The sequence below is a fragment of the Streptomyces sp. SID8352 genome (assembly GCF_009862265.1).
GTDB lineage: Bacteria > Actinomycetota > Actinomycetes > Streptomycetales > Streptomycetaceae > Streptomyces.
Genome location: NZ_WWGX01000038.1, coordinates 157,028 through 181,228, shown reverse-complemented (window position 1 = coordinate 181,228; position 24,201 = coordinate 157,028). Strand labels below are relative to the sequence as shown.

The following is a 24,201-nucleotide window of genomic DNA, read 5'->3' as shown; positions in this document are numbered from 1 at the left end:
CACCGGCACCGTCACGGCCCGCTGGACCGACGACCTCGGCCGGATCGCCGGATACCTCACCTACCCCGACCCCGCCAAGGCGTGGACCGCCCAGACCACCTACCTCGACGAGACCCGGAAGTTCCCCGGGGTGAACGCCGAGTCGATCATCCGCAGCCTCGTGAACGAGAACTGCGGGCCCAGCGCGCTCGCCGCCCGCCGGATTGAGCGGCTCGTCCTGGACACGGTCGCCGGGGTCGGCACCAACCGGACGATCAGCACGCGGTTCGAGCCGCTGCTCGACGCGTGCCGGGCCGCGGCCGTCAGCGACGGGCTCGGCTTCCGCACCCGCCAGGTCGGCAGCGAGATCCGCTTCGGGGTGTACGCCCCGCGCGACCGGACCGGGACAGCCCGGTTCTCCAGCGGCCTCGGGAACCTGCGGCGCGTCGCCTTCACGCTGGGGGCGCCGACCGGCACGTCCGCCCTGGTCATGGGCGGCGGCGACCCAGCCCAGCCGTCCACCCCGCCCAACCTGCGCTTCTACCTGGAGACGGCGTCGGGCGCCGCCGCCACCTGGTACCGGGTCGAGCGCCTGGTCCAGGAGNCCGGCACCGACGACGACAGCGAAGGCGANCTNACNCTCGCNGCCCGCCGGGCCCTGGCCGACGACGCCGCCCAGGTCTCCCTGTCCACCGAGACNGTGGACACCGACGACCTCCAGGCGGGCCGCGACTACGGGCTCGGCGACCGCGTCACGGTCGAGCTGCCGACCGGGCTGGAGGTCACGGACATCGTGCGGAGCATCCGCCTGGAGGCCACCCCCGAAGGCGGCGAGCAGGTGACCTCGGTCATCGGCTCCACTGACCAGACCACCGAGACCCGCATGGTGCGCACCGTGCGGGACCTGGCGTACCGCCTGGGACGAATCGAAGCGAAAGGCAGGTAGCCATGGCCCAGCAGTCCTGGCCGAGTCCGGAGCACAATGACCGCTTCTTGACCGATGTCGAGTACGAGCAAATGGCCCGCCACTTCACCGGGAGTGGCGTCTACGGCTCGCCTGCCGATCCCGCCGTCGTCACCGCCGGCGTCGGCCTGACCGTCAAGGTGCGGGCCGATCAATTCGCCTGTGTCTCTGGGCACGGCTGGACGTCGGGTACGACCGGCGACGTCCTCACCATCGACCCCAATACGTCGGGGCAGGCCCGCGTCGACCGGGTGATCCTGCGCCTGTCGCGCACGACCTGGACGGTGCGAGCCGTCGTGAAGAAGGGCACCCCGGGCGGCGGGCCACCGACCCTGGCCACCGGCCCTGACCTCCCCAACTACGAGACCTTGCTGGGGAACGTCACGGTTCCGCCGGGCGCTCTGTCGGTGACCGTGACGCGCGGTGAGCGGTACGTGGGCCGGACCATCCGAGTAGGAACGTCGACTGCCCAGACCAACCCGAACCCGGAGGTCGGGGACGTCACGTGGGAGACCGACACCAAGCGGCTGCGGATCTACGACGGTGCCAAGACGATCACCCTCTACGAGGCTGCGGGCACGGTCATCGTGACCGCCCCTCAGTCCGGCTGGGCCGTGGAGGCGGACTCGGTCCTCGACTACGCGGCCGGGCAGGTCAATCTGCGGCTCGGAACCTTCCAGCGGACCGGCGGGGAGGTCGCGCCTGCGGCGGAGTCGCGGCTCCCGGTGCTGATTCCGTCGACCTACAGGCACCCCACGCGGTCCATCCGGTCGATCGCCTANGTGTCCGGCGCGCGGCCGGCGGCGGTGACCATCCACGCCGCGAACGAATCGGCGAGGGCGGGTCAGGTGTGGCTGACCTCGCATCCCACCATCTCCGCCGGGGACTTGATTCTCCCCGGCCAGGTCTCTTGGGCGGTGAACTGAGTGCGGTACTCCTTCGGTGCAGGCATCGGGGACTTCGTGGTGATTCCGGTGGACGGACAGTGGGGCGTGGGCGCCGCGCGGGAGATCACCTTCTGGGACTCGAAGGTCGACGGGACCCGGTACACGGATCTGCTCGACTCGACGGGCGCCGCTGTCGAGTCGGTCTTCTCCGACGAGNACGGGGCGATCCCCGATCTCCAGGGCCCGCACTGGGTGGACGGGATGTGGGGGGACGCGGGCGGGCCNCGGGTGTGGCTGGACGCGCACGTCAGTGCCCGCCTGCGGGAGTCGTCGAAGGCGGTGGTCGTCACGGCGCCGGCGGCCGGGGCGTGGGTGATCTGGCGGGCGCCGAGTCCCGGCACGATCACCGCGGTCCGTGGCTACCGCGTCGGCGGGACCGGCCTCACCATCAACGCCACCAGGAACGGGGGCGACCTGCTGCCCACCGACCTGTCTCTGTCCGTGGCGGACACGTGGCTGTCGGGACCGGAGATCCAGGGCGCGACCTTCGACACCGGGGACACCTTCGCGGTCGCCGTGCGCAGCGCCTCCGGGGCGCCCACCGCGGTGACCATCCAGCTCGACATCAGGGGGCTCTGAATGCCGCTGCTCGCTGTGCTGGACGACCAGCACGACCGGCGCCCGCCGAGCGCACCGCTGGTGACGGAGGTGGTCGCGGGGGTCCCGCGGCTGCTGCGGGTGTACGACCCCCGCGGGCTGCTGGCGACGCTGACCGAGGGCGCGAAGACCGTGACCGTGCGCGGCGCGGCGCGGTCCTTCACCGAGGACAAGAGGCCGTTCGTCGACGTCTTCCAGCGGACGACCACGAGCGGATGGGGGGTGTCGCCCGCAGGCGGCTCCTGGTCCAACTCGAACGGCGTCGATACCGACTACACGGTGACGCCCGGCCGGGGCCTCATGGCGATCACGGCGGTCAACGCCTCCCGGCACACGTCGCTGGTCAACGACGTGACGGACCTGGACGCCCGCTTGTCCTGGTCGCTGGACAGAATGCCCACCGGCAACGCCTCGTCGCTCGCCTTGAGCTTCGCCTACACCACCAGCACCAGCCAGTACCGCGCGCGGCTGTCCGTCCTCACGAGCGGGGTCGTGCAGCTCGTGCTGGAGTGCCAGACCCCCAGCGCCACCACGACCCTCGGCGCGGCGGTCGAGCTGGGCACCGGCTACACGGTCGGGGACGTGTGGCACATCCGGGCCCAGCGGCAGGGCACGACGCTGCGGTGCCGGGCCTGGAAGGACGGCAGCCCGGAGCCCGCCACGTGGGCGCACGAGGTCGTGGACGCGACGCTCGGCGCCGGGCGGATCGGCGTCCGCGGCATCGCCTCGTCCGGCTCGACGGCCGTGCCGTTCGTCTTCCGCGTCCACGACGTGCAGCTCTACAGCGGGGCNTGGCCGGACCCGCCCGTGATCACCCACGACACCTGGGTGCGTACCTTGCCCCAGCCGTTCACCGGGCAGTGGTCCCCGGCGCTCGCCGCGCAGATCCAGGCATGGGCCGCCGACACCACCCCCGACGCGCTGGCCTACGCCGTCATGTACGCGACGGGCGCCCCGCCGGTGTTCGACCCTCGGCTCGGTGCCGGGGTGCAGGTGGCCGGGCAGTCCATGTACGGGCCGTCCGGCCCGGACGGATTGCGCATCGAAGGCGCCGACTTCCACGACTACATGGGCGTCGACTGGACCTTTCCCAATGGGGAGTCGGAGACCGCCAAGGCCACCGAGCTGGGCTGCATGGACTGCTCCGGATTCGTGCGGATGGTCTACGGCTNCCACATGGGCCTCCCGATGATCCGGACCCGCAGCGCCGACTTCAACGGGATCAACCTGCCTCGGCAGACGAAGAACATCGGACCGTCCGGGCCCGGGGTGATCGTCGCCCAGGCGGTGGACACCGCGCCGCCCCTCACCGCCATGCTGCCTGGGGACGTCCCGCACTTCGACGCCGACAGCTCCGACCCGGTCGCGGGCCAGCTCGACCACAACGGCATCTACCTCGGCGTCGACCAGCACGGCCGCCCCCGCTTCATCAACAGCAGGAAAACGCCCAATGCGGCCACCTTCGGCGACCTGGGCGGCAGCTCCGCGCTCGACGGCACCGGTCTCTACGCCACCAGCCTGCGCCTGATCCGACGCTTCTGACCTCCGCACACCCCGCCCGCCCCGCAGCCCCGCGCCGACCCGGCCGGGGCTTCTCCTATGTCTGGAGGCCCCATGGCCGACCCCATGCCCGCGCCCGCCTTCCTCGCCGCCCTGGAGGCCGAGGGCCTCATCGTCGTCCAGGAGGGCGCCTGGCCAACCCGCAACCGCGACCACAAGGGCCCCTGGGGCCCGGTGCACGGCGTGATGGTCCACCACTCCGTCACCCGGGGCACCGCCGCCACCGTCCGGATATGCCGCGACGGGCACTCCGACTTGCCGGGCCCGCTGTGCCACGGCGTCATCGCGAAGGACGGCCGGGTGCACCTGGTCGGCTACGGCCGCGCCAACCACGCCGGGCTCGGCGACCCGGATGTCCTCGCCGCGGTCATCGCCGAGCGCCCCCTGCCGCCCGACAACGAGGCGTCGACGGACGGGAACCGGCACTTCTACGGCTTCGAGTGCGAGAACCTCGGCGACGGCCAGGACCCGTGGCCCGGCGTGCAGGTCGAGGCGATCGTCCGCGCGGCCACCGCGGTCTGCCGGCACCACGGCTGGGACGCCCGGTCCGTGATCCGGCACCTGGACTGGCAGCCCGGCAAGGTCGACCCGCGCGGGCCGGGCCTGGACTGGGCGGACATCGAGCGGCGGATCGCGAAACGGCTCGGGGCCAAGACCCCGGCCCCCGCGCCGCGGCCGGTCCCGGCCCGGCCGGTCGTCGACCTGTCCGAGCTGGTGAAGGCCGCCCGCTCCAACCCGGGCCTGCGCGGCACTCCCGTGACCTACGCCGGGGTCCGGACCGTAGAGGCCGCCCTCGTCGACGAGGGCCTCCTCGCGAAGAGGTACAGCGACGGCCACTTCGGCACGACCACCGTGACCGCCTACGCGGCCTGGCAGCGGCGCCTCGGCTACACCGGCAAGGCCGCCGACGGCATCCCCGGCCGGGCCTCCCTCGACCGCCTCGGCGACCGCCACGGCTTCGCCGTCACCTCCTGACCGGAAGGACCCTCATGCGTATCTCACCCATCGCCAAGAGCATCGTCGGCGGCCTCGCGGCGGGCGCCACCGCCGCCGTCACCGCCGTCCAGGACGGCGTCCTGACCACCGGGGAGGGCATCACCATAGCCCTCGCCGTCCTCGGCGCCTGGGGCATCGTCTACGCCGTCCCCAACCGGCCGAAGGAGAGCTGATGCGGGCGCGGCGGCCCGCCGAGCGGCTCGGCCGCCGCGGCGCGCTGCTCACCCTCAAGGGGGTCATGGCCGTGGGCTACGGCGCCGGGCAGATCGTCCAGCCGACCGGCGACGAGCAGGGCCTGGCGCTGCTGCTGACGGTCATGCCGCTCGACTCATGGGGCTGGGCGTGGATCACGGCCGGGGCCGCCGCGCTGGCCTGCGCCTGGCTGCCGCCCCGCCGGGACTGGCCCGGGTTCCTCGCGGTCTGGGCCATCGCCTCCGCGTGGGCCGGCGCGTACCTCGTGTCCTGGTGGCCGCTCGGCGAGTCCCCCCGCGGCTGGGTCATCGCCACCATCTTCGCGGCGTTCGGCACGGTCTGCCTGGTGGCGATCGGCTGGGACGAACCGCCGCGCGCACGATCGGAGCCCCCGCGTGAGACCTGAAATGCTGACCGCGCTGTCCGCCCTCGCCGTCGCCGGCGTCACCGCGGTCGGCGGGATCACCACCGCCGTCATCGGCCGCCGCCAGCCCCGGGGCCAGCGCAGGCGGGACGACTTCACCGCGGTCACCGACCGCATGGAGCGGGAGATCACACGGCAGGGCGAGCGGATCGACGAGCTGGAGGCCGAGACCGAGCGGGACCGGGAACGCATCACGGCCCAGGACTTCGCGATCCGCTACCTCGCGGGCTGGGCCCGGTCTCTGGTCGGCTACATGCGCGCCCAGCACCTGGAGCCGCCGCCACCACCGCAGCCGGTCCCCGACGAGGTCCAGCCCTACCTGCACGACCTCACACCATGACCACGGCCCCGCCCTTCCCCCCGCCGGGGGAAGGGCGGGGCCGCTTCGTCATGCTCGGGGCGTGCGCTTCGTCGCGGGCCGCTTGGACCGTTTGGTCGGCTCCGGGAGCGGTGGGTGTCCGGGGTGCCCGGCGCCCTTGTGCGGGCAGGCGCGGAGGTTGTCCTCGGGCATCTGCCAGGCCCGGGAGCAGAACTTGCACTGCACCCACCAGAGCTGGCCCTCGCCGGGGTAGTCCTCCAGGGCCCGCAGGTTCTTCGTCTGGAGCTTGCCGGTCCGGTGCTTCACGACGTCCTGGAGCCACTCCCGTTCGGCCCTCTGGCGCCGCAGTTCGGCGACCTGCTCGGCGGTGTTTTCCGTCGGCCGGACCGGGTGGTGGCACGGCTTGACCGCGGCGGGGGTCGAGAGGCGCCGCGAAATCCCCTGGCAGGAGGTGCACCGCAGGTCCCATCCGGCGGACGTGGAGCCGGGGAAGGGCTCCGCGGGCTCCCACCCGGCGGCGCGGACCCGCTCTGTCGCCGCGGCCTCCAGCGCTGCGGCCTTCGCCTGCTGCGTGGGGGACAGGGGCTTGCCGTGGAGGCACGGGGACAGCATCGCGTACTGGCGCCGGACTTCGGCGCCGCACGTCAGGCAGCGCATCCGCCACCATTTCCGTGTGGAGCCGGGGTAGTCCTCAAGCGGCTGGAGCCCCCGCTCGGCGAGCTTCTCGAAGCCCCTCGCTTTCATGTAGTCCACGTGCGTCTCCTCCGTGAGGTCGGTCCGGGCCCCTCGTCCGGGTCGGGACCGGTGGGCGGTGCGGATCTGGTCGGCGTCGTACAGGGCGGTGATGCGTCCGGCCGTGGACTGTCCGGTCCCGGCCCGGGCGATGCCCCAGCGGGAGAGCTGTCTTCGTGCCGCGTCCGGAGTGAGGCCGAGGTGTACGGCGGCCTGGTCAGCGGACCAGAGTTCTCGGGTGATCAGTAGTCCCCCTTCAGTGAGGTGATGTAGAGCGAGGCCTTCGCGCGGGTCAGGGACTCGATCCCGGCGCGGTCGGTGGGGCCGTTCATGATGAAGCCGCCGCCGTCTCCGCTGCGGTGCCGCTGCGCGAGCAGGTCCAGGATGTACTCGACCTGCGCGGGTGTGGCCATCGGGGTTCCGGGCGGGGGCAGCACGGTTCCGGCGGCCTTCGCGGCCTCGGCCGCGGTGGCCTGCTCCTGGTCCCGGACGTGTCGGCGGATGCGGGCCCGGACCTCGTCGGCCTGGCGGGCCTTGAGGGTGCCGGTGTGGTCGGTGATGGCGAACTTGTATCCGCCGGCCTCCTCGGTCCACGCCTCGACCGTGGCGTCGGGGATGCCGGCGTCCTGGGCAAGGCGGTGGATCCTCTCGGCGTCGTGGCTGCTGATGGCCATGATGGTTCCCCCTGGGGTGGTGTCGGGCGGTCGCCTGACGACACCTCAACTATGCCTCACGTGAGGCATAGTTGGCAACTATTCTCCTCCGGGAGAGCGGGGCCGTTTCGTTGTGGGGCCCGGCACTGAGGAGCCGTTCGCTGGGCGGCGCGCCGGAGTTGACCGGCTCGACGCCTCGCCCCTATCGTCGGGGCCTGGCGGACGCGCCACTTTCCCCGCACTGCGGGGGTGGCCCAGTTGGGTGCTGTACACCCATCAGTGGGCGCTGTCGTTCCCCGCGTATGCGGGGGTGGCCCCTAGCCTTGCGTGGCTGTCGAATGGGCTTTCTCATTGTCCCCGTGCACGCGGGGGTGGTCTGCGAGAGCGTTAACAGCGGACGCAAGTGGAACACGTACTCCCCGTGCATACGGGGCGGGACGGAAGGACAGCAGGATGCCGCGCAGCAACGCCCGGCCACAACCTCACCCCCTGGCCGCATACGCGGACCAGATCGACCCCGTGACGACCTACGCGCTCCGGGACGTGGCCGCGTTGCTCGGCCTCTCCCTCTCCAACGTCTCCGGCATGGCCCTCCACGGCTGGCTCCCCGGCAGCCGCCTGCGACCCCACCGGCGCGGCGGCCGGACCTACACCTGGACCGGGAAGCAGCTACTCCGCATCGCCGCGCGCCCGATCCGGGTCGAGTACGACCACGACCGGTACGGGCCCGCCACGCTCTACCGTGTCGGTTGCAGGTGCCCCGTCTGCATGCGGGCTCACACCGCCGAGAGCCGGGAGCGGAAGCGGGCGCTGTCCGAGGAGGCGTTCCCTGCTGAGACGCGGGCCGAGGTCATCACCCTTGTCGCGGCAGGTACGCCCATCGCGGACGCCGCCGCCGAGGCCGGTGTAAGCCTGGCGAAGGTGTACGGCCGGGCGACCTGGGACCTCGCGTTCGGCGACCAGCTCGACGAAGCCGCCTGGTCCCTGTGCGTGCTGGGTGAGAACGCTCCGGGCTGCGGCTCCCCCGCCGGGTACCGGGGGAAGCCGAAGGGCCGGGCCACACGGCCGGCCTGCCGGGGCACCGGATGCCGGGAGTGGCGGCGGGCTCAGGCCCAGGCGGAGCGCTCCGCCGCCGAGGAGTAGAGCACCTCACCGCGGTGGAGGACGTATGCCGGAAGGGCCGGGCGCCCCGACGCGTATCCATTCGCCTGGATACGCGGCGCCCGGCCCTGTGTCTTCCCGCGTTCAGCAATACACAGGGACAGGGCGGAGCGTACTGGCTTCCCTGTCCAGGTGAATGGCTTTCAGCCAGGCGGGGTGCCCCGGCTTTCACCCTGTATCAGGCCCTCGGCCACTGGCCACCGGCCCCGTTCTCCCCTGCCATGGGGGAGGCGGGGCCGATTCGTCATGCGTTGATGGCGGCCATCACCGCGGGCAGGTCCGCGAGCGATCCGAGGACCTCGGCGGCCCCGGCGGCCCGCAGTTCGTCGGCGGACGCCCGGCCGGTGGCCACCGCGATGACCCGGACTCCCGCCGCGCGACCGCCGGTGACGTCGGCGGGGGTGTCGCCGAGGAACACAGCGGCTCCCGGGAGTACTTCCGCCCGGGCCAGCGCCCTGCGCAGCAGCTCCGGCCGTCCCTCCCCGTCCTCGCCGTAGGCTCCCTCCGCGAGGTTCACGTAGCTGTCCAGGCCGAACGTGGCCAGCTTCACCTCGGCGACGGCCCGCACGTTGCCGGTGACCACCGACTGGCGCACGCCCTGCCCGGCGAGGGTGGAGAGGACCGCCGCGGCACCGGGGAGCGCGTGGCCGCGCTCGCGCAGCTCTGCCGCGCGCCGCACGTGCGCCCCGCCGAGCGCGCGGGCGAACTCGGTGAACAGGTCCTCCGTGTAGGGGATCCCGTGCAGGCGGGCGGTCTCACGCAGGATCACACGCTCCGTCGACCCGGTGACATCGGCCTGCTCGCGCATGGATACGCCCGTCACCTCGGAGAACGCCTGCGCCCACAGAGCGCGGCCCAGGCCTCGCATCGCCATCAGTGTGTGGTCGATGTCCCATAGCACCAGCTCCGGCACCCGTGTCTCCTCTCGTCCCGAAACGCGTTCCCCGCGTAGCGGGCACCCTACGCTCGGAGACCGGAGCAAGGAGATGGCACATGGTCGCAGTGGACCTCCCGATCGGGGACCGGATTCGGCACTACCGCGGGGGCCGCCGCCAGGACGCGGTCGCCGGTCTGATCGGCATCACACCCGACTACCTGTCCCAGATCGAACGGGGGCTGAAAGTCCCGTCCCTGCCGATCCTCTACGCGCTGGCGCGCGAGCTGGGGGTGCCGGCCGCCGCGCTGCTGTCCGAGCAGCCACCCGCCGAGGCCGACGACGTGGACACGGCCGAGGCCGCCGTCGGCCGTGCGCTCCTCGGCTACGGCCCGGCACGCAGCGCGCAGCCCGTGCGGTCGGGGGAGCTGAGGGACCGGGTGGAGGCGGCGTGGTGTACCTGGCAGACCGCCGGTGACCGGTTCTCCCGGGCGGCCGAGACGCTGCCCGGGCTGGTGGCCGACATCGAGCACGCCGTGCGGGCGGCCCGGGCGGGCACGGACGCGGCCGAGCGGCGCGCGGTCCTGCGGGCGGCATCGGATCTGTACTGCCTGCTCCGCTCCTACCTTCGCCGCACGGGCCGGGTCGACCTCGCCACGCTGGCCGCGGACCGGGCGATGCGCGCGGCCGAGGACGCTGACGATCCGCTGCGGATCGCCGCGGCCCAGTGGAATCTCGGGCATGTGCTACTCGCCGCCGGGCAGCCGGCCGAGGCCGAGGAGCTGGCGCTGCACGCGGCCGAGCAGGTGGCGGCCGCGCCGCTGCCCGCAGTTGAGCAGGCGGCGATGGGCGGCGCCCTCCAGCTCGTCGCCGTGGTGGCTGCCGCGCGCCGCCGCCGGTGGTGGGAGGCCCGGGACCGGCTCGTGACGCATGCCGCGCCCGCGGCCCGCCAGGTGCCCGACACCAGCAACGTCGGCCGGACAGTGTTCGGTCCGACGAACGTTGCGCTGCACGCCGTGTCCATCGAGATGGAGGCGGGCGAGACGGGTGAGGCCCTGCACACGGCCGACGCCATCGACACCACCGGCCTGCCCTCCCTGGAGCGGGCGTTCACGTTCGGCCTGGAGGTGGCAGCCTGCCATAGCCAGCGGCGGGACGACGCCGCAGCCCTGCTGTCCCTGCTGGCCCTGGAGTCGGCGGCGCCGGAGGACCTCGCACGCAATCCGGCCGCCCGGCAGGTGGTCCTGACGGTGATCCGGCGGGCCCGGGCGATGCACGCCCGGCAGGCCGAGCACCTGGCACAGCGGATCGGCCTCGTCTGATCCGAGCCCGTGGTCCACCCGAACTGTCAGCTCGGTTGGACCACGGAACCCTACTTACGGTTACGTACATGAGACAGAATGCGATGACCGTAGAGGGCACGCCATGACCGCCGACGAGGCGGCCCTTCCCCGGCTGACCGCAGAACGCTGGCTGCTGTCGGCGCTCGACACCCCGTCCCGGGCCCGGGCCCGGGACGAGTGGGGCGCGCAGGGCATCACCCTGCTCCCGCTCGGCGAAGCCTTCTCGGCGGTGCGTCTGCCGCTGCCCCTCGTCCTGGCCGTCACCGGCGGCACGGGGCCGGGCGGGGCTGTCGACGCCGCCCTGGCCGCCGTTCTCCGGGGGGCCGTGATCTGCGACGTCGAGGGGCGCCGCTACTACGCCCTGGTCGCACCCGGCACGGCCGCTGCCGAGGTGGGCCACGCCCTCAAGGACGGCGTGGCCCACCTCGGCAGCGGCACATACCTCGGCGTCCCGCGCTGCGACCGGACCTCGTACAGCGCGACGACGCGGGCCTCGTACTGGTCCGTCCCCCCGAGCGCCAGCCGCCTGTGCGACGCCGCGATCGTGGCCCGGATGACCACCACGGCGGTCAGCGCAATGGGGACGCCATGAGCGCCCAGGCGGCGAGCACGCCGGAGCAGCGCGGTACGACCATGCTGGCGCTGCCGCAGTTGCGCCTCCTCTCCGACGCCCAGCGCGACGGCCGGGCCTGCCCCTGGTGTGCGACCTCGGTCACCGAGGACACCGGCGTCGACCTCGGCATCCGCCCCAGCCCCGCCGGCGTTCCCATCCACCCCCGCGGCTGCCGACCGTGCGTCCACCGCGTCGCCGCCACCACCTACACCAAGCACCCCAATGGCTGCGATCAGTGCGAGAGGCGGCGCCCGTGTGAAGCGCGCCGCACCCTCCAACTCCTCACGGAAGAAGGACCCCAGTGAACTGCGCACGCTGCGACAAGCCGATCAAGGGCACGTCGGAGACCATCCCGATCCACTCCGCGTCGGGCGCCGCCGAGGTCGTCGTGCACCCCGTCCACTGCCCGGCATCACGGAAGCAGACCGCCCCGGACGGGCCGGTGCGATGAGCCCGGGTCGGGACACCGCCGATCGCTTCGGCGCGGACCCCGGCGCTCACCGGAGGAGGTCGGCAGGTGGGACGTCCAGGACCCAGGCGATGCGGAGCAGGGTGGTGAGCTTCATCTCTCGCCCGGCCTCGATGTTCTGGACAGTACGGCGGTCGACCCGCGCGGCCTGCCACACCTCATCCTGGGTCAGGCGCTGCCGCCGCCGCTCAGCCCGGACGCGATCTCCGATAGCTCGGAGTCGCGCGGCCGTCCAGTCGTCGTCTTCGGGCAGGTCTCGCACCCGTCACACGTTCTGGCGATCAAGGTCGATTGTCTGCGTACTGCATTCCGCTTTTTGCGATCTTGGGGGATGGCAGGGGAGACTCAGGCTCGTACTACTCGGTAGGTGAGACCCGGCACACCTCTGGCATATGCCGCCCACCTGCCTGTACCGTGCAGTAATCGAACACACACTCGGGAGTATTGATGCGGCTCCCCTACCCGAGATCCGTCGCAACGTAAGGCCAAGCCGCGCCTGCACCCCGCCACGAGACCGCCCGCCGGCGACGCCTTGGGAAGCGCGCCGCCGGTATGGGTGGGACCCCTCTGCGCCCACGACCGGCGCAGAGGGGTTCGTCATTCTGGCATCCAGCACCCTCATCGCGAGGGAGGTTTCTGGGAGGTTCAAGGCCGTGAGGGAGTTCTCAGGGGGGCGCAACCTGAAAGTTCAGGGAACCTCGGGAAAGGTTGCGAAAGGGGATACACGCCTGGTCAGGGGCCTGTAGCCCTGGGCCGCCGGGTCGCCTCGGTCGCCCATTCGATGTACGAGGAGTTCAAGGAGCCGCTGTACGCCGCTCCCCCGCTGCTCCAGCGGATGGTCGACGCGGGCCGTCTGGGCCGGAAGAGCGGCTCCGGCTTCTACAGCTACGGCTGACGGCGGGCGAGGCCGCCGGGCCTCGGGGGGACCCTCTCGCGAAATGCGTGAGCAGATGTCGCCGAACCGTCCATAGGCCGCTCACATGAGTGGCGATGGAACATCCGGACGACAGATGCCCACGTATTTTTCTCTCCGCACACCACCAGGCGCCCCCCGCACCCGGAACACGAAAGAGCGGGGGAACCGGATCTCCGGTTCCCCCGCTCTTTCCCTACGCGCGCAGCACCGCGCCCGTACGCTCACCCGCGAGCGCCACCGCCGCGTCGCGCGCGGCCGAGGCCTCGTCGACGGTCAGGGTGCGGTCCGCCGCGCGGAAGCGCAGCGCGTACGCCAGCGACCGGCGGCCCTCGCCGAGCTGCTCCGCGTTGTCGTAGACGTCGAACAGCCGGATGGACTCCAGCAGCTCGCCCGCGCCCTCGCGCAGCGCCGCCTCCACGTCCGCCGCCGGGACGAAGGTGTCGACGACCAGGGCCACGTCCTGGGTGGCGACCGGGAAGGTGGAGATGCCCGGTGCCCGCGGGGTGTCGTCGCCGACGCTCTCCAGGGCGTCGAGGTCCAGCTCCATCGCACAGGTGCGCGCGGGCAGGCCGAGGCTCTTCAGCACCCTCGGATGCAGCTCACCGGCGTGGCCGATGATCCGCTCCGTGCCGTCGGCCGTGATGGTCAGCTCGGCGCACCGGCCGGGGTGCCAGGGCCCGTACTGGCCCTTGCGCACACCCAGTCCGGCACCGGCCTCGCGGGCCACGGTCCGGGCGGCCTCGACCGCGTCGGCCCAGTCGGCGGGACGGCCGGCGCCCCACCAGCCGCTCTGCTCACGGGCACCGGACAGCACGACGGCGACGTGCCGCGGCTGGAGGGGCAGCGCGGCGTTCAGCGCGGCCAGATCCTCGGCGCTGGGGCGCCGCTCGACCGACGGCCGGGCGGCGGGCCCGCCCCCGTCGCGCGGGTGGAAGACCAGTCCGGTCTCGAACAGGGCCAGGTCGTGGGCGCCCCGCCCGTCGTTGCGGCGCAGCGCGGTGAGCAGTCCCGGCAGCAGCGAGGTCCGCAGCGCGGGCTCCTCGTCGTTGAGCGGGTTCGCCAGCCGGACGACCCGGCGGTCCGGGTCGTCGGCGTCCAGGCCGAGCTGGTCGAAGACCTGCTCGGACACGAACGGGTAGTTCGGCGCCTCCACGTATCCGGCGCCGGCCAGCGCCCGTCCGACCCGGCGGTGCAGCCGCTGCCGGTGGGTCAGACCGCGGCCCGCCCGGGGCCGGGGCAGCGTGGAGGGAAGCTCCTCGTAGCCCTCCAGCCGGATGACCTCCTCGGCCAGGTCGTTCGGCTCGGCCAGGTCGGGCCGCCAGGACGGGACGGTGACGGTCAGCTCGTCCTGCCCGTACACGTCGCAGCCGACCTGCTGGAGGCGGCGCACCACGGTCTCGCGGCCGTAGGTGACGCCGGCGACCCGGTCGGGGTGGTCGGCGGCCATGGTGACCGTGCGGGGCGCGGAGGGGGCGCTGACCTCGGTGACACCGGCCTCGGCGGTGCCCCCGGCGAGCAGCACCAGCAGGTCCACGGTGCGCTGCGCGGCTGCGGCTGCGGCCCGCGGGTCGACGCCGCGCTCGAAGCGGCGGGACGCCTCGGAGGACAGCTTGTGGCGGCGGGCGGTGCGCGCGATGGCGACCGCGTCGAAGTGGGCGGCCTCGATGACGACGTCGCTGGTGGCGTTCTCCAGGTCGGCGTGGTCGGCGATCTCGGTGTTGGCGCCGCCCATGACCCCGGCGAGGCCGATGGGACCGCGCTCGTCGGTGATGACGAGGTCCCCGGAGTCGAGGGTGCGGGCGACCCCGTCGAGGGTGGTGAGCTTCTCGCCCGGCCGGGCCCGGCGGACACCGATGGTGCCCCGCACGAGACCGCGGTCGTAGGCGTGCAGGGGCTGGCCCAGCTCCATCATCACGTAGTTGGTGACGTCGACGGCGAGGGAGATCGGGCGCATGCCGACCTTCTGGAGCCGGCGCTGGAGCCAGATCGGGGAGCGGGCCTCGGGGCTGAGCCCGGTCACCGTGCGGGCGGTGAAGCGGTCGCAGCCGGCGGGGTCGTCGACCGTCACCGGGTAGCCGTAGGCGTTGGGGGCGGGCACGTCGAGCAGGGCCGGGTCGCGCAGCGGCAGGCCGTAGGCGATGGCGGTCTCCCGGGCGACACCGCGCAGGGACAGGCAGTCGCCGCGGTTGGCGGTGACGGCGATGTCCAGGACGTCGTCGACGAGTTCGAGCACCTCGACGGCGTCCTTGCCGACTTCGGTCTCGGGCGGCAGCACGATGATGCCGTGCGTGCCGTCGTCGCCCATGCCCAGTTCCTCGCCGGAGCAGATCATGCCGTGCGAGACCCTGCCGTAGGTCTTGCGGGCGCTGATGCCGAAGCCGCCGGGCAGGGTGGCGCCGGGGAGGACCACGACGACCTTGTCGCCGACGGCGAAGTTGCGGGCGCCGCAGACGATCTCCTGCGGCTCACCGGTGCCGTTGGCCGTGCCGACGTCGACGGTGCAGAAGCGGATGGGCTTCTTGAAGCCCTCCAGCTCCTCGATGGTGCGCACCTGCCCCACCACGAGGGGGCCCTTGAGGTCGGCGCCGAGGTGCTCGACGGCCTCGACCTCCAGCCCGGCCGAAATCAGCTTGGCCTGCACATCGCGGCCGGTCACGGTGGCCGGCAGGTCGACGTACTCCCGCAGCCAGGAAAGCGGGACCCGCATCAGATCTCCATCCCGAACGGCCGGGTGAACCGGATGTCACCCTCGACCATGTCTCGCATGTCATCGACGTTGTGGCGGAACATCAGCATCCGCTCGATGCCGAACCCGAAGGCGAATCCGCTGTACCTCTCCGGGTCGATGCCGCAGGCGGTGAGGACCCGCGGGTTGACCATGCCGCAGCCGCCCAGCTCGATCCAGCCCTCGCTGGAGCAGGTGCGGCAGGGCCGGTCGGGGTTGCCGACGGAGGCGCCCCGGCAGACGTAGCAGAGCATGTCCATCTCGGCGGACGGCTCGGTGAAGGGGAAGAAGTTGGGCCGCAGCCGGGTCTTCATCTCCGCGCCGAACAGGGACTGGACCATGTGGTCCAGGGTGCCCTTGAGGTCCGTCATGGTGAGGCCCTCGTCGACGGCGAGCAGCTCGACCTGGTGGAAGACCGGGGTGTGGGTGGCGTCCAGCTCGTCGGTGCGGTACACGCGGCCGGGGCAGATCACGTAGACCGGCAGTTCCCGGTCGAGCGCGGAGCGGATCTGCACGGGCGAGGTGTGGGTGCGCAGCACGACGCCGGAGTCGGTGCCGCCGTCCGGGTCCTGGACGAAGAAGGTGTCGGCCTCGCCGCGGGCCGGGTGGTCGGGGCCGATGTTGAGGGCGTCGAAGTTGAACCACTCGGCCTCGGCCTCGGGGCCCTCGGCGACCTCGTAGCCCATGGCGACGAAGATGTCCTCGATGCGCTCGGAGAGCGTGGTGAGCGGGTGGCGGGCGCCGGCCGGTACGCGGTCGTAGGGCAGGGTGACGTCCACCGCCTCCTCGACCAGGACACGGGCGTCGCGCTCGGCCTCCAGTTCGCTCTGGCGGGCGGCGAGGGCCTTGTTCACGGCGCCGCGCGCCTGGCCGACGCGTTTGCCGGCCTCGGCCTTGGCCTGCGGGGGCAGGGCGCCGATCTCGCGGTTGGCGAGCGCCAGCGGGGAGGACCCGCCGGTGTGGGCGACCTTGGCCTCCTGGAGCGCGTCGAGGGAGTCCGCGGCGGCGAAGGCGGCGAGCGCCTCGTCCCGCATGCGCTCGATCTCTTCCGGTTTCAACGCCTCGACCTCAACAGGGTCGTACGACTTATTCGGTGCCGACATCTCTTCCCGTGCTTCCGATTGGCTGGCTGGTACGCCCCGTCCACGGTCCGGAGACGTGCTGTCCACGGAACCGGACGCAAAGGTGCCAAAGACCGAGTCTAACGGGGCGGCGGAACGCGATCGTGCCCGTGGGGTCCGCCGTCTCTCAGGTGAGGTACGCGGGAATCGCCACGGGCAGGGTAAATCGGAACTCGGCGCCGCCGGCGGGGGCGCGGCCGACGGTGATGGTGCCGCCGTGGGCCTCGACGATGCCCTTGACGATGTAGAGGCCGAGTCCGGTGCCGCCGCGCTTGCTGCCCCTCCAGAAGCGGGTGAAGACGCGGTTCATGGACTCCTCCGGGATGCCGGGCCCCTCGTCGCTCACCGTGACCGACGTGCCGGTGTCCTCGCCCTCCCGGGGGGACGCCGCGGCCGTGATGTCAATGGTGACGGTTCCCTCGCCGTGGCGCACCGCGTTTTCCAGGAGGTTGCTGAGGACCTGGTCGACCTTGTCGGGGTCGGCCCAGAGGGCGGGCAGCGGCTGGGCGAGGCGGAGGAGGAAGCGGTCGGCCGGCTGTCCGGCGGCGACGTAGGCCTGGATGTGGCGGCTGACGGCGGCGCCGATGTCGACGGGCTGGCGGCGCACCTCCAGCCGTCCGGAGTCGATGCGGGAGATGTCGAGCAGTTCCGCGATGAGCCGGGTGACCCGGTCGGCGTCGGCGTCGACGGTCTCCAGCATCAGGCGCTTCTGGTCGTCGGTGAACCGGTCCCACTTGGCGAGCAGGGTGGCAGTGAAGCCCTTCACGGAGGTGAGCGGGGAACGCAGCTCGTGGGCGACGGTGGCGATGAGTTCGGCGTGGCTGCGTTCGGTGCGCCGGCGGGCGTCGGTGTCGCGCAGGGTGACGACGACGCGGTGGACGGGGCCGGTGGGTCCGGTGCGCACGTAGCGGGCGGCGACGAGGACCTCGCGGCCGCCGGGCAGGAGCAGGTTCCGTTCGGGCTGGCGGACGCGGATGGCGAGGCCGCCGTAGGGGTCGGTGAGCTGCCACCAGCGGCGGCCCTCCAGGTCCTCTAAGGGGAGGACCGTCTCCAGGCGGCGGCCGAGGGCGTCCCCGGCGGCGACGGCGGTGATGCGGGCGGCCGCCGCGTTGAAGCGGATCACCCGGCCCTGCTCGTCGGCGACGACGAGGCCGTCGGGCAGCTCGTCGGCGTCGAGGCAGGGGTCGGTCCCGTGGTCGTCCGCGTCGCCGGGCGCACGGGGAGCGGGCGGGCGCACCGCCCGGTGTGCCTCCGGTGCGCTGCTCGTGCCGACGCTCATTCCCGCACCCCACCTCTCATCTGTTCAAGTGGGCCCCTGAGCTGGTCACCCTACTAGCTCTCGGTGACGGAGCGGCACCCTCCGGCGGCGCGCTGCGCACGGGCGGAGGCGTAGAGGCAGACGGCGGCCGCGGTGGCGAGGTTCAGGCTCTCGGCCCGACCGTGGATCGGGACGCGGACGACGGCGTCGGCGAGGGCCCGGGTCTCCTCGGGCAGCCCCCACGCCTCGTTGCCGAAGACCCAGGCGGTGGGGACGCCCATGGTGCCGGCGTCCAGTTCGGCGTCGAGGTCGTCGTCGCCCGCGCCGTCGGCGGCGAGCACCCGGACGCCCGCCTCGCGCAGCCCGGCCACGGCCTGTTCGACGGGGACGCCGACGGCGACCGGGAGGTGGAAAAGGGAGCCGACGGAGGCGCGGACGGCCTTGGGGTTGTACAGGTCGACGGAGGCGTCGGTGAGGACGACGGCCTCGGCTCCGGCGGCGTCGGCGCAGCGCAGCACGGTGCCGGCGTTGCCGGGGTCGCGGACGTGGGCGAGGACGGCGACGAGCCGGGGGCGGGCGGCGAGGACGGCGGCGAAGGGGGTGTCCAGGAAGCGGCAGACCCCGACCAGCCCCTGGGGGGTGACGGTGGTGGAGATGTCCTCGATGACCTGCTCGGTGGCGAGGTGGACGCGGGCCCCCGCCGCGTCGGCGGCGTCGACGATGTCCGCGTAGCGGGCGGCGGCCTCGGCGGTGGTGAAGAGGTCGACGAGGGTGGCGGTGCCGCGGACCCGGTGTCCGGCGGCCTCCCGGACGGCCTGCGGGCCCTCGGCGAGGAACAGCCGTTCCTTGCCGCGGAAGTTCCGCCGGGCCAGCCGCCGTGCGGCGGTCACCCGGGGCGAGCGGGGGGAAATCGGCTCGGGACCGGCGGGCGCCATCTCTTCCATCACCTTCACAAGTATCCGGAGCAGGGGAAAGCTTCACCTGCGGCGCGGGGGAACACCTTCCGCGCAGCAGAGGACCCGCAGGGCGTCAGCACCTGCGGGTCCTCGGCCCGGCCCCTAGGCCGAGCGCGGTGTCACGCGGCCTTCGGCGCGTTCACGTCGCTCGGGAGCGCCTTCTGCGCGACCTCGACGAGCGCCGCGAAGGCACCCGCGTCGTTCACGGCCAGCTCGGCGAGGATCTTGCGGTCGACCTCGACGTTGGCGGCCTTCAGGCCCTGGATGAAGCGGTTGTACGTGATGCCGTTGGCGCGGGCAGCGGCGTTGATGCGCTGGATCCACAGCTGACGGAAGTCGCCCTTGCGCTTCTTGCGGTCGTTGTAGTTGTAGACCAGCGAGTGGGTGACCTGCTCCTTGGCCTTGCGGTACAGGCGCGAACGCTGACCACGGTAGCCGGAGGCCTGCTCGAGGATCGCCCGGCGCTTCTTGTGGGCGTTGACTGCCCGCTTGACGCGTGCCACTTAGTTACTCCTTGTAGCGGGGCCGCGGTGATCCTCACGCGGCCCGGTATCGAATGGGTCCCGGTCCTGCCGTACGGCGCTCAGTGGCGCCCGTACGTCACTTGCCGAGAAGCTTCTTGATCTTCGCGGCGTCGCCCGGGGCCATCTCGGCGTTGCCGGTGAGGCGGCGCGTCACGCGGGACGACTTGTGCTCAAGCAGGTGGCGCTTGCCGGCGCGCTCACGGAGCACCTTGCCGGAGCCGGTGATCTTGAAGCGCTTGCTGGCACCGCTGTGCGACTTGTTCTTCGGCATAGCGCCGTACTCTCCTCGTCGGTGGCGCTCCGGTGCCCGGTCGTGAAACCGGGCACGGTGGAGCGTCGTTCTTGAATCGGTTGTCCAGGGGCCGGGGCCCCCGGGGTCACGCCTCCGCGGAAGCCCCCGCCGGAGCCTCGGCCTCGTCCTCGGCGGTGTCCGTCGCGGGCGCCGTCTCGGCGGCGTTCTGCGACTTGCCGGGGTTGGCCTTGGCGTCGGCCTTGCGGGCTTCCTGCGCCTGACGGGCCTCGGCCATGGCCTCGGTCTTCTTCTTGTGCGGACCGAGGACCATGATCATGTTGCGGCCGTCCTGCTTCGGGTTCGACTCGACGAACCCGAGGTCCTGGACGTCCTCCGCGAGGCGCTGCAGCAGGCGGTAGCCGAGCTCCGGCCGGGACTGCTCGCGACCGCGGAACATGATCGTGATCTTGACCTTGTCGCCCTGCTTGAGGAACCGGACGACGTGACCCTTCTTGGTGTCATAGTCGTGCGGGTCGATCTTCGGCCGGAGCTTCATCTCCTTGATGACCGTGTGCGCCTGGTTCTTGCGCGCCTCACGGGCCTTCATGGCCGACTCGTACTTGAACTTCCCGTAGTCCATGAGCTTGCACACGGGCGGACGGGCGTTCGCCGCCACCTCGACGAGATCGAGGTCGTACTCCTGCGCAAGCTCCAGGGCCTTGGCAAGCGGGACAATCCCGACCTGCTCGCCGCTGGGACCGACAAGTCGCACCTCGGGAACGCGAATCCGGTCGTTGATGCGGGGCTCGGCGCTGATGGATCCTCCTCGGTAGCACCACGCGACGGTCTGGCGGACAGCCGCGTAACGTCTCTGTTCGTTGGACCTGACCGGGCCGGCACACAAAAAATGCCCCGGACGGTCACATGCGGGGCTCCTCGAACTGCTACCGGAGCACCACCACGACGGCCGCGGGGCGCGCTTTCGGGCCGGTCACCGCCTCGGGGACGGGACCGCCTGACCGGAGACCCGCCGTCCCGGGGGACGGTCGGGTGGGAGTTCGAAGCCTCCACTTGTGGGTCGGATCCGCTGCCCATGGGCGCGCGACTCCGACCGGTCGTTACACAAGGTTAGCAGCTCGAGAACGCGTGCGCGAACCCCGGGGCGCACCCGGTCCTGCTGTCAAGGGGGCGGGCCGGTGGCCCTATCGTGAACGGCATGAGTGAGACCTCCCCTGAGACGCCCGACTTCGACGCCATGGCCCGCGACATCGCCGAGGTCCCGGCGGTCGAGGTGATCGTGACGGTCGCCGTCAACCTGATGAGCGCCGCCGCCGTGAAGCTCGGTCTGTCCGAGGAGGGCGAGGAGCACAAGGACCTGGACGAGGCCCGCAAGCTGGTGCACGCGCTGGCCGGCCTGCTGGACGCGAGCACGACCGAGATCAGCTCGTTCCACGCGGCGCCGCTGCGCGACGGGCTGAAGTCGCTCCAGCTCGCCTTCCGCGAGGCGTCACTGGTCCCGGACGAGCCGGGCCGGGGGCCGGGCGAGAAGTACACCGGCCCGCTCTACGCCTGATCCCCCTCCGCCCCTCCCCCGTACGCGGCGCCCGCGTCATCCCCGTACGTACAGCGGCTCGCCCGGTGGCGTCGCCCCGGCCGGCAGCAGTGCCAGGTCGAGGCCGCGCACCAGACGGGCCCTCAGCGTCTCGTCGGCGGCCAGCCGTCCGGCGACGGCGCGGGCGGCCTCGGCGGGGACCGCGCCCGGGTCGAGGACGAGGGCGAGGATGCCGTCGGCCTGCCCCGGCCCCAGGTGGGCGCGCAGGACGGCGGACTCGGCGGCGACGGCCCCGCGCACGGCGTCCACGACGGCGGGGTCGGTCAGCGGGTCGGTGCTGCTGCGACCCTCGGCCAGGGCCGTCAGCGCGGGCCCGGTCAGTTCGAAGGGCACCGGTCCGGCCATGTCCAGGACGATGGTGTCGGCCTTCTCGTGGGCGGCGGCCCGCAGCGCCTGGTGCAGCGGTACGGCGACGGGGCGGGCCCCCGGGTCCCAGCGGGCCAGGGCGTCGGTCGAGGTGAAGGCGGGCAGCGCGGTGCGGCCGTCGGCCTTGAGCGTCGGGACGGCCATGTCGCTGGTCTTCTCGCGGCGCAGCCCGTTCTCGTCCTCCTCGACCTCGCCGAGGACCGCCACCACGGGGACGAGCAGCCGGGTGCCCTTCAGTGCCCGCAGCACCGGTCCGACGGCGGTGCGGTCCTCGGCCCAGGCGGCGAGGGCCGCGCCGAGCCGGGGGTCGGCGGAGCCGTCGTCGTCGGAGTAGGCGGAGTCGGGGATGTTCTTGTTCGCCACGGTTCCCGAGCCTATCGGGGGACGGGCGGCGGCCCGCACCGGCCTCCCGGTCCCGGTGGCGGCCGGGAGCCCGGTCGAGGAGGTGCCGGGCGGGGCCAGGCGGTGGTGGGTCTCAGTGGTCGTCGGAGGGCTCGCGCCGGGTGCGCCAGAGGACGCCGGCCGCGGCGATCAGGACGGCGCCCGCGCCGCCCGCCAGCGGGGCGGTCCAGGCGGCGGGCCCGTCGTCGGGGGCGGCCTCGCGCGGTCCGGACCCGAAGTACCGGGCCCCGTGCGCCGCGGGCCCCGGCGTCTTCGGCGACAGCCGCCCGGCGGCTCTGATGGCGGCGGCGGGGTCGACGAAGCCGAAGCCCCGGGAGTCGTCCCGGCCGCCCTCGGGCGCGTTGCGGGCGGTCTCCTCCAGGACGGTCCTGATCTGGGCGGGGCTCAGCCCGGGGTGGGCCGACTTGACGAGCGCGACGGCCCCGGAGACGAAGGCGGAGGCGGCGCTGGTGCCCCAGCCCTCGTAGTAGCGGTGGTCGGGGTCGGCGATGATCACGTCGACGCCGGGCGCGCTGACGGAGGCGTACCAGCGGCGGGTGGAGAAGGCGGCGCGGGTGCCGTACCGGTCGACGGCGGTGGCGGCGATCACCCCGGGGTAGGCGGCCGGGTAGGAGACGTGGTCGCCCTTCTCGCCGCCGTTTCCGGCCGAGGCGACCACGACCACGTCCTTGGCCAGGGCGTACTGGATGGCCTCGTCCTCGGCGGCCTCGGGGTGGGCGGAGGCGGAGTCGTCGCCCAGGGAGAGGTTGATGACGTCCGCGCCGTGGTCGGCGGCCCAGCGGATGCCCTCGGCCAGGGCGTTGCCCCGGGTCTTGCGGGCGTTCGCGCGGGAGGGGTCGCCGTCCTCCAGGATCACGCGGACGGGCAGGATCCTCGCCTCGGGGGCGACCCCCATGACGCCCTCGGAGTTGCCGGGCCCGTGGCCGTGGCCGGCGATGATCCCGGCCATGGCGGTGCCGTGCCGGGCCCAGGAGCGCTCGCCCCGGCGGGCGCCGAAGCCGACCAGGTCACGGCCGGTGAGGACGTTGCCGACGAGGTCGGGGTGGTCCGCCTCGACACCGGTGTCCAGGACGGCGACGGTGACCCCGGCGCCCTTGGTGGTGCGCCATGCCTCCTCGGTGTGCAGGGCGGTCAGCCCCCACTGCTTGGCCCGTATGCCGTCGGCGTGCGCGACGGGGGCCGGGGCGAGCAGGAGGGCGCCGGCCAGCAGCAGGGCGGCGACGGCGCGGCGCGCGGCGGCACGGGACGCGGAGGCACGGCGCATGGAGGCACGGGGCGCGGAGGTTCCGGCGGTGGCCCGGCGGCCGGTGCGGGGGGTCACTCGGGCGGCTCCGTGGCCGCGCCGACCCGCTGGCGCAGCCGTCGTTCGACACGGTCGGCGAGGCCCCGCGCCTCGTGGCCGAGTCCGGCCTGGGCGGTGGCGGTGGCGGCGTCGGTCCGCAGGGCCTCTCCGGCGGGGACGGGCCGCTCGACGGCGCGGCCGTCGGCCCAGCCGGAGACGGCGTAGACGACGACGGGGGCGTCGGTGAGGACGGAGACGGTCCAGGAGGCGCGCTGCCCCGGGCCGAAGCGCGCGGCGGCGGTGCCCCGGGCGGCGTACGGCATCGGGACGTGGTCGGCGCGCCCGGTGAGCTCCTCCCGTTCGAACCGCCGCGCCAGGGTGCTCATGGCTGCGGCGTCGCCCTCGGTGAAGAGCAGGCCGACGGTGGTGACATGGCTCCGGGTGGCGTCGGTGTAGGTGGCGCGCAGCAGGCGGGCGCAGCCGACGGGGGCGAGGGCCCTGGCGAGCGGGGGGTCGAAGGCGCCCGCGCAGCCGCTGTCGGGGGCGACGGCGACCCGGGTCCAGGTGCGGTCGGCCCCGCCGGGGCCCGCTCCCCGGCCCGCGAGGGTGGGCGGGAAGAGCCGGTCGACGGGGACGCTGTGCCACAGCTCCCCGGCGGCGGTGAAGGCGCTGCGGGCCGCTCCGTCGCCGTTCCCGGCGGAGAGCCGGCTCCCGGTGAGCGCGCCGGTGAGCAGGGCGAGCCCGAGGACGAGGCAGACGGCCGCGGCGACGGCCCGGGGCCGCAGCCGGGCTCCGAGCCGGCGGGGCCGGGCCAGGCGGCCGTCGTACCCCTCGGGTTCGCCGAGGGACACGGCCCACAGCGGGGCGGCGTCGGGGTCCGGCAGTGGCCGGGGGCGGGCGGTCCACTTCCGGTGGGCACGGGGACCGGAGCCCCGGGACTCCGGGGCGGCGGAGGGGTACGGGCGGTGGGAGCCGGTGCCATCG

27 protein-coding genes and 1 pseudogene are annotated in these 24,201 nt (G+C 73.2%); 14 read left to right on the top strand and 14 right to left on the bottom strand.

The window, feature by feature from the left end:
• The 7 genes from GTY84_RS13735 to GTY84_RS13700 all read left to right on the top strand — a co-directional run.
• Positions 1-925: hypothetical protein (locus GTY84_RS13735; protein ID WP_161226522.1), on the top strand; the 925-nt coding region annotated here is incomplete at its 5' end.
• A gap of 47 nt (positions 926-972) precedes the next feature.
• On the top strand, positions 973-1,869 hold the full coding sequence (locus GTY84_RS13730; protein ID WP_237532251.1) for a hypothetical protein: 897 nt from the start codon (positions 973-975) through the stop codon (positions 1,867-1,869).
• A 600-nt stretch (positions 1,870-2,469) separates the two neighbouring features.
• On the top strand, positions 2,470-4,029 hold the full coding sequence (locus GTY84_RS13720) for an NlpC/P60 family protein (RefSeq protein ID WP_161226519.1): 1,560 nt from the start codon (positions 2,470-2,472) through the stop codon (positions 4,027-4,029).
• 72 nt (positions 4,030-4,101) lie between these two features.
• Entirely contained in the window at positions 4,102-5,022 is a 921-nt protein-coding gene (locus GTY84_RS13715) for an N-acetylmuramoyl-L-alanine amidase (RefSeq protein ID WP_161226518.1), read from the top strand.
• Between the two features lie 14 nt (positions 5,023-5,036).
• The gene (locus GTY84_RS13710) at positions 5,037-5,216 is read left to right on the top strand and encodes a hypothetical protein (RefSeq protein WP_161226517.1); all 180 of its coding nucleotides are present in this window, start codon (positions 5,037-5,039) and stop codon (positions 5,214-5,216) included.
• Positions 5,216-5,641: a hypothetical protein gene (locus GTY84_RS13705; protein WP_161226516.1), complete on the top strand. Its 426-nt coding sequence runs from the start codon at positions 5,216-5,218 to the stop codon at positions 5,639-5,641. The genes GTY84_RS13710 and GTY84_RS13705 overlap by 1 nt, the downstream gene beginning before the upstream one ends.
• Positions 5,631-5,999 (top strand): hypothetical protein, encoded by a 369-nt coding sequence (locus tag GTY84_RS13700; protein ID WP_161226515.1) that lies wholly within the window; start codon positions 5,631-5,633, stop codon positions 5,997-5,999. The genes GTY84_RS13705 and GTY84_RS13700 overlap by 11 nt, the downstream gene beginning before the upstream one ends.
• 48 nt (positions 6,000-6,047) lie before the next feature.
• Here the strand turns inward: GTY84_RS13700 and GTY84_RS13695 are convergent, their stop codons facing one another.
• Both GTY84_RS13695 and GTY84_RS13690 read right to left on the bottom strand, forming a co-directional pair.
• The gene (locus GTY84_RS13695) at positions 6,048-6,731 is read right to left on the bottom strand and encodes a hypothetical protein (protein WP_161226514.1); all 684 of its coding nucleotides are present in this window, start codon (positions 6,729-6,731) and stop codon (positions 6,048-6,050) included.
• Between the two features lie 221 nt (positions 6,732-6,952).
• Entirely contained in the window at positions 6,953-7,384 is a 432-nt protein-coding gene (locus GTY84_RS13690; protein WP_161226513.1) for a hypothetical protein, read from the bottom strand.
• Positions 7,385-7,816: 432 nt separating this feature from the next.
• Here GTY84_RS13690 and GTY84_RS13685 point away from each other — a divergent pair, with 432 nt between their 5' ends.
• Complete coding sequence (locus GTY84_RS13685; RefSeq protein ID WP_161226512.1) at positions 7,817-8,506, top strand: hypothetical protein; 690 nt, start codon at positions 7,817-7,819, stop codon at positions 8,504-8,506.
• Between the two features lie 262 nt (positions 8,507-8,768).
• Here the strand turns inward: GTY84_RS13685 and GTY84_RS13680 are convergent, their stop codons facing one another.
• Complete coding sequence (locus GTY84_RS13680) at positions 8,769-9,437, bottom strand: HAD family hydrolase (RefSeq protein WP_161226511.1); 669 nt, start codon at positions 9,435-9,437, stop codon at positions 8,769-8,771.
• An 80-nt stretch (positions 9,438-9,517) separates the two neighbouring features.
• Here GTY84_RS13680 and GTY84_RS13675 point away from each other — a divergent pair, with 80 nt between their 5' ends.
• The 4 genes from GTY84_RS13675 to GTY84_RS13660 all read left to right on the top strand — a co-directional run bounded on the left by GTY84_RS13675 (position 9,518) and on the right by GTY84_RS13660 (position 11,805).
• A complete protein-coding gene (locus tag GTY84_RS13675) occupies positions 9,518-10,720 on the top strand; it encodes a helix-turn-helix transcriptional regulator (RefSeq protein WP_161226510.1) in 1,203 nt (400 codons plus the stop codon).
• A 103-nt stretch (positions 10,721-10,823) separates the two neighbouring features.
• Entirely contained in the window at positions 10,824-11,333 is a 510-nt protein-coding gene (locus GTY84_RS13670; RefSeq protein ID WP_161226509.1) for a hypothetical protein, read from the top strand.
• On the top strand, positions 11,330-11,659 hold the full coding sequence (locus GTY84_RS13665; RefSeq protein WP_161226508.1) for a hypothetical protein: 330 nt from the start codon (positions 11,330-11,332) through the stop codon (positions 11,657-11,659). The genes GTY84_RS13670 and GTY84_RS13665 overlap by 4 nt, the downstream gene beginning before the upstream one ends.
• Positions 11,656-11,805, top strand: coding sequence for a hypothetical protein (locus GTY84_RS13660; protein WP_161226507.1), 150 nt, complete (start codon positions 11,656-11,658; stop codon positions 11,803-11,805). The genes GTY84_RS13665 and GTY84_RS13660 overlap by 4 nt, the downstream gene beginning before the upstream one ends.
• A gap of 46 nt (positions 11,806-11,851) precedes the next feature.
• Here GTY84_RS13660 and GTY84_RS34655 read toward each other — a convergent pair whose 3' ends face one another.
• On the bottom strand, positions 11,852-12,085 hold the full coding sequence (locus GTY84_RS34655; protein ID WP_161226506.1) for a helix-turn-helix transcriptional regulator: 234 nt from the start codon (positions 12,083-12,085) through the stop codon (positions 11,852-11,854).
• Positions 12,086-12,583: 498 nt separating this feature from the next.
• Between GTY84_RS34655 and GTY84_RS13650 the strand changes: the two are divergent.
• Positions 12,584-12,718, top strand: a pseudogene (locus GTY84_RS13650) (3-hydroxyacyl-CoA dehydrogenase family protein); the annotation flags it as partial.
• A 214-nt stretch (positions 12,719-12,932) separates the two neighbouring features.
• Here the strand turns inward: GTY84_RS13650 and pheT are convergent.
• From pheT to infC, 7 genes are all read right to left on the bottom strand, one after another.
• Positions 12,933-15,446, bottom strand: a complete 2,514-nt coding sequence (pheT, locus tag GTY84_RS13645) for a phenylalanine--tRNA ligase subunit beta (protein WP_161226505.1) — start codon at positions 15,444-15,446, stop codon at positions 12,933-12,935.
• A complete protein-coding gene (gene pheS / locus GTY84_RS13640; protein WP_161226504.1) occupies positions 15,446-16,567 on the bottom strand; it encodes a phenylalanine--tRNA ligase subunit alpha in 1,122 nt (373 codons plus the stop codon). Before pheS ends, pheT begins: the two co-directional genes overlap by 1 nt.
• Positions 16,568-16,712: 145 nt before the next feature.
• A complete protein-coding gene (locus GTY84_RS13635; protein WP_161226503.1) occupies positions 16,713-17,864 on the bottom strand; it encodes an ATP-binding protein in 1,152 nt (383 codons plus the stop codon).
• Between the two features lie 53 nt (positions 17,865-17,917).
• A complete protein-coding gene (locus tag GTY84_RS13630) occupies positions 17,918-18,778 on the bottom strand; it encodes an RNA methyltransferase (protein WP_161226537.1) in 861 nt (286 codons plus the stop codon).
• A gap of 140 nt (positions 18,779-18,918) precedes the next feature.
• On the bottom strand, positions 18,919-19,302 hold the full coding sequence (rplT, locus tag GTY84_RS13625; protein ID WP_004002577.1) for a 50S ribosomal protein L20: 384 nt from the start codon (positions 19,300-19,302) through the stop codon (positions 18,919-18,921).
• Between the two features lie 97 nt (positions 19,303-19,399).
• Positions 19,400-19,594 carry a 50S ribosomal protein L35 gene (gene rpmI / locus GTY84_RS13620; protein ID WP_003977225.1) on the bottom strand — a complete coding sequence of 65 codons (195 nt, stop codon included), beginning with the start codon at positions 19,592-19,594 and terminating at the stop codon, positions 19,400-19,402.
• A gap of 106 nt (positions 19,595-19,700) precedes the next feature.
• A complete protein-coding gene (infC, locus tag GTY84_RS13615) occupies positions 19,701-20,372 on the bottom strand; it encodes a translation initiation factor IF-3 (RefSeq protein ID WP_161226536.1) in 672 nt (223 codons plus the stop codon).
• Between the two features lie 399 nt (positions 20,373-20,771).
• Here infC and GTY84_RS13610 point away from each other — a divergent pair, with 399 nt between their 5' ends.
• A complete protein-coding gene (locus GTY84_RS13610; protein ID WP_161226502.1) occupies positions 20,772-21,128 on the top strand; it encodes a DUF1844 domain-containing protein in 357 nt (118 codons plus the stop codon).
• Between the two features lie 36 nt (positions 21,129-21,164).
• Here GTY84_RS13610 and GTY84_RS13605 read toward each other — a convergent pair whose 3' ends face one another.
• The 3 genes from GTY84_RS13605 to GTY84_RS13595 form a co-directional block, all read right to left on the bottom strand.
• Positions 21,165-21,896, bottom strand: a complete 732-nt coding sequence (locus tag GTY84_RS13605; RefSeq protein ID WP_161226501.1) for an SseB family protein — start codon at positions 21,894-21,896, stop codon at positions 21,165-21,167.
• Between the two features lie 112 nt (positions 21,897-22,008).
• Positions 22,009-23,199 carry a type VII secretion-associated serine protease mycosin gene (mycP, locus tag GTY84_RS13600; protein ID WP_161226535.1) on the bottom strand — a complete coding sequence of 397 codons (1,191 nt, stop codon included), beginning with the start codon at positions 23,197-23,199 and terminating at the stop codon, positions 22,009-22,011.
• 53 nt (positions 23,200-23,252) lie between these two features.
• Positions 23,253-24,068, bottom strand: a complete 816-nt coding sequence (locus tag GTY84_RS13595; RefSeq protein ID WP_161226500.1) for a hypothetical protein — start codon at positions 24,066-24,068, stop codon at positions 23,253-23,255.
• Positions 24,069-24,201 lie beyond the last annotated feature (133 nt).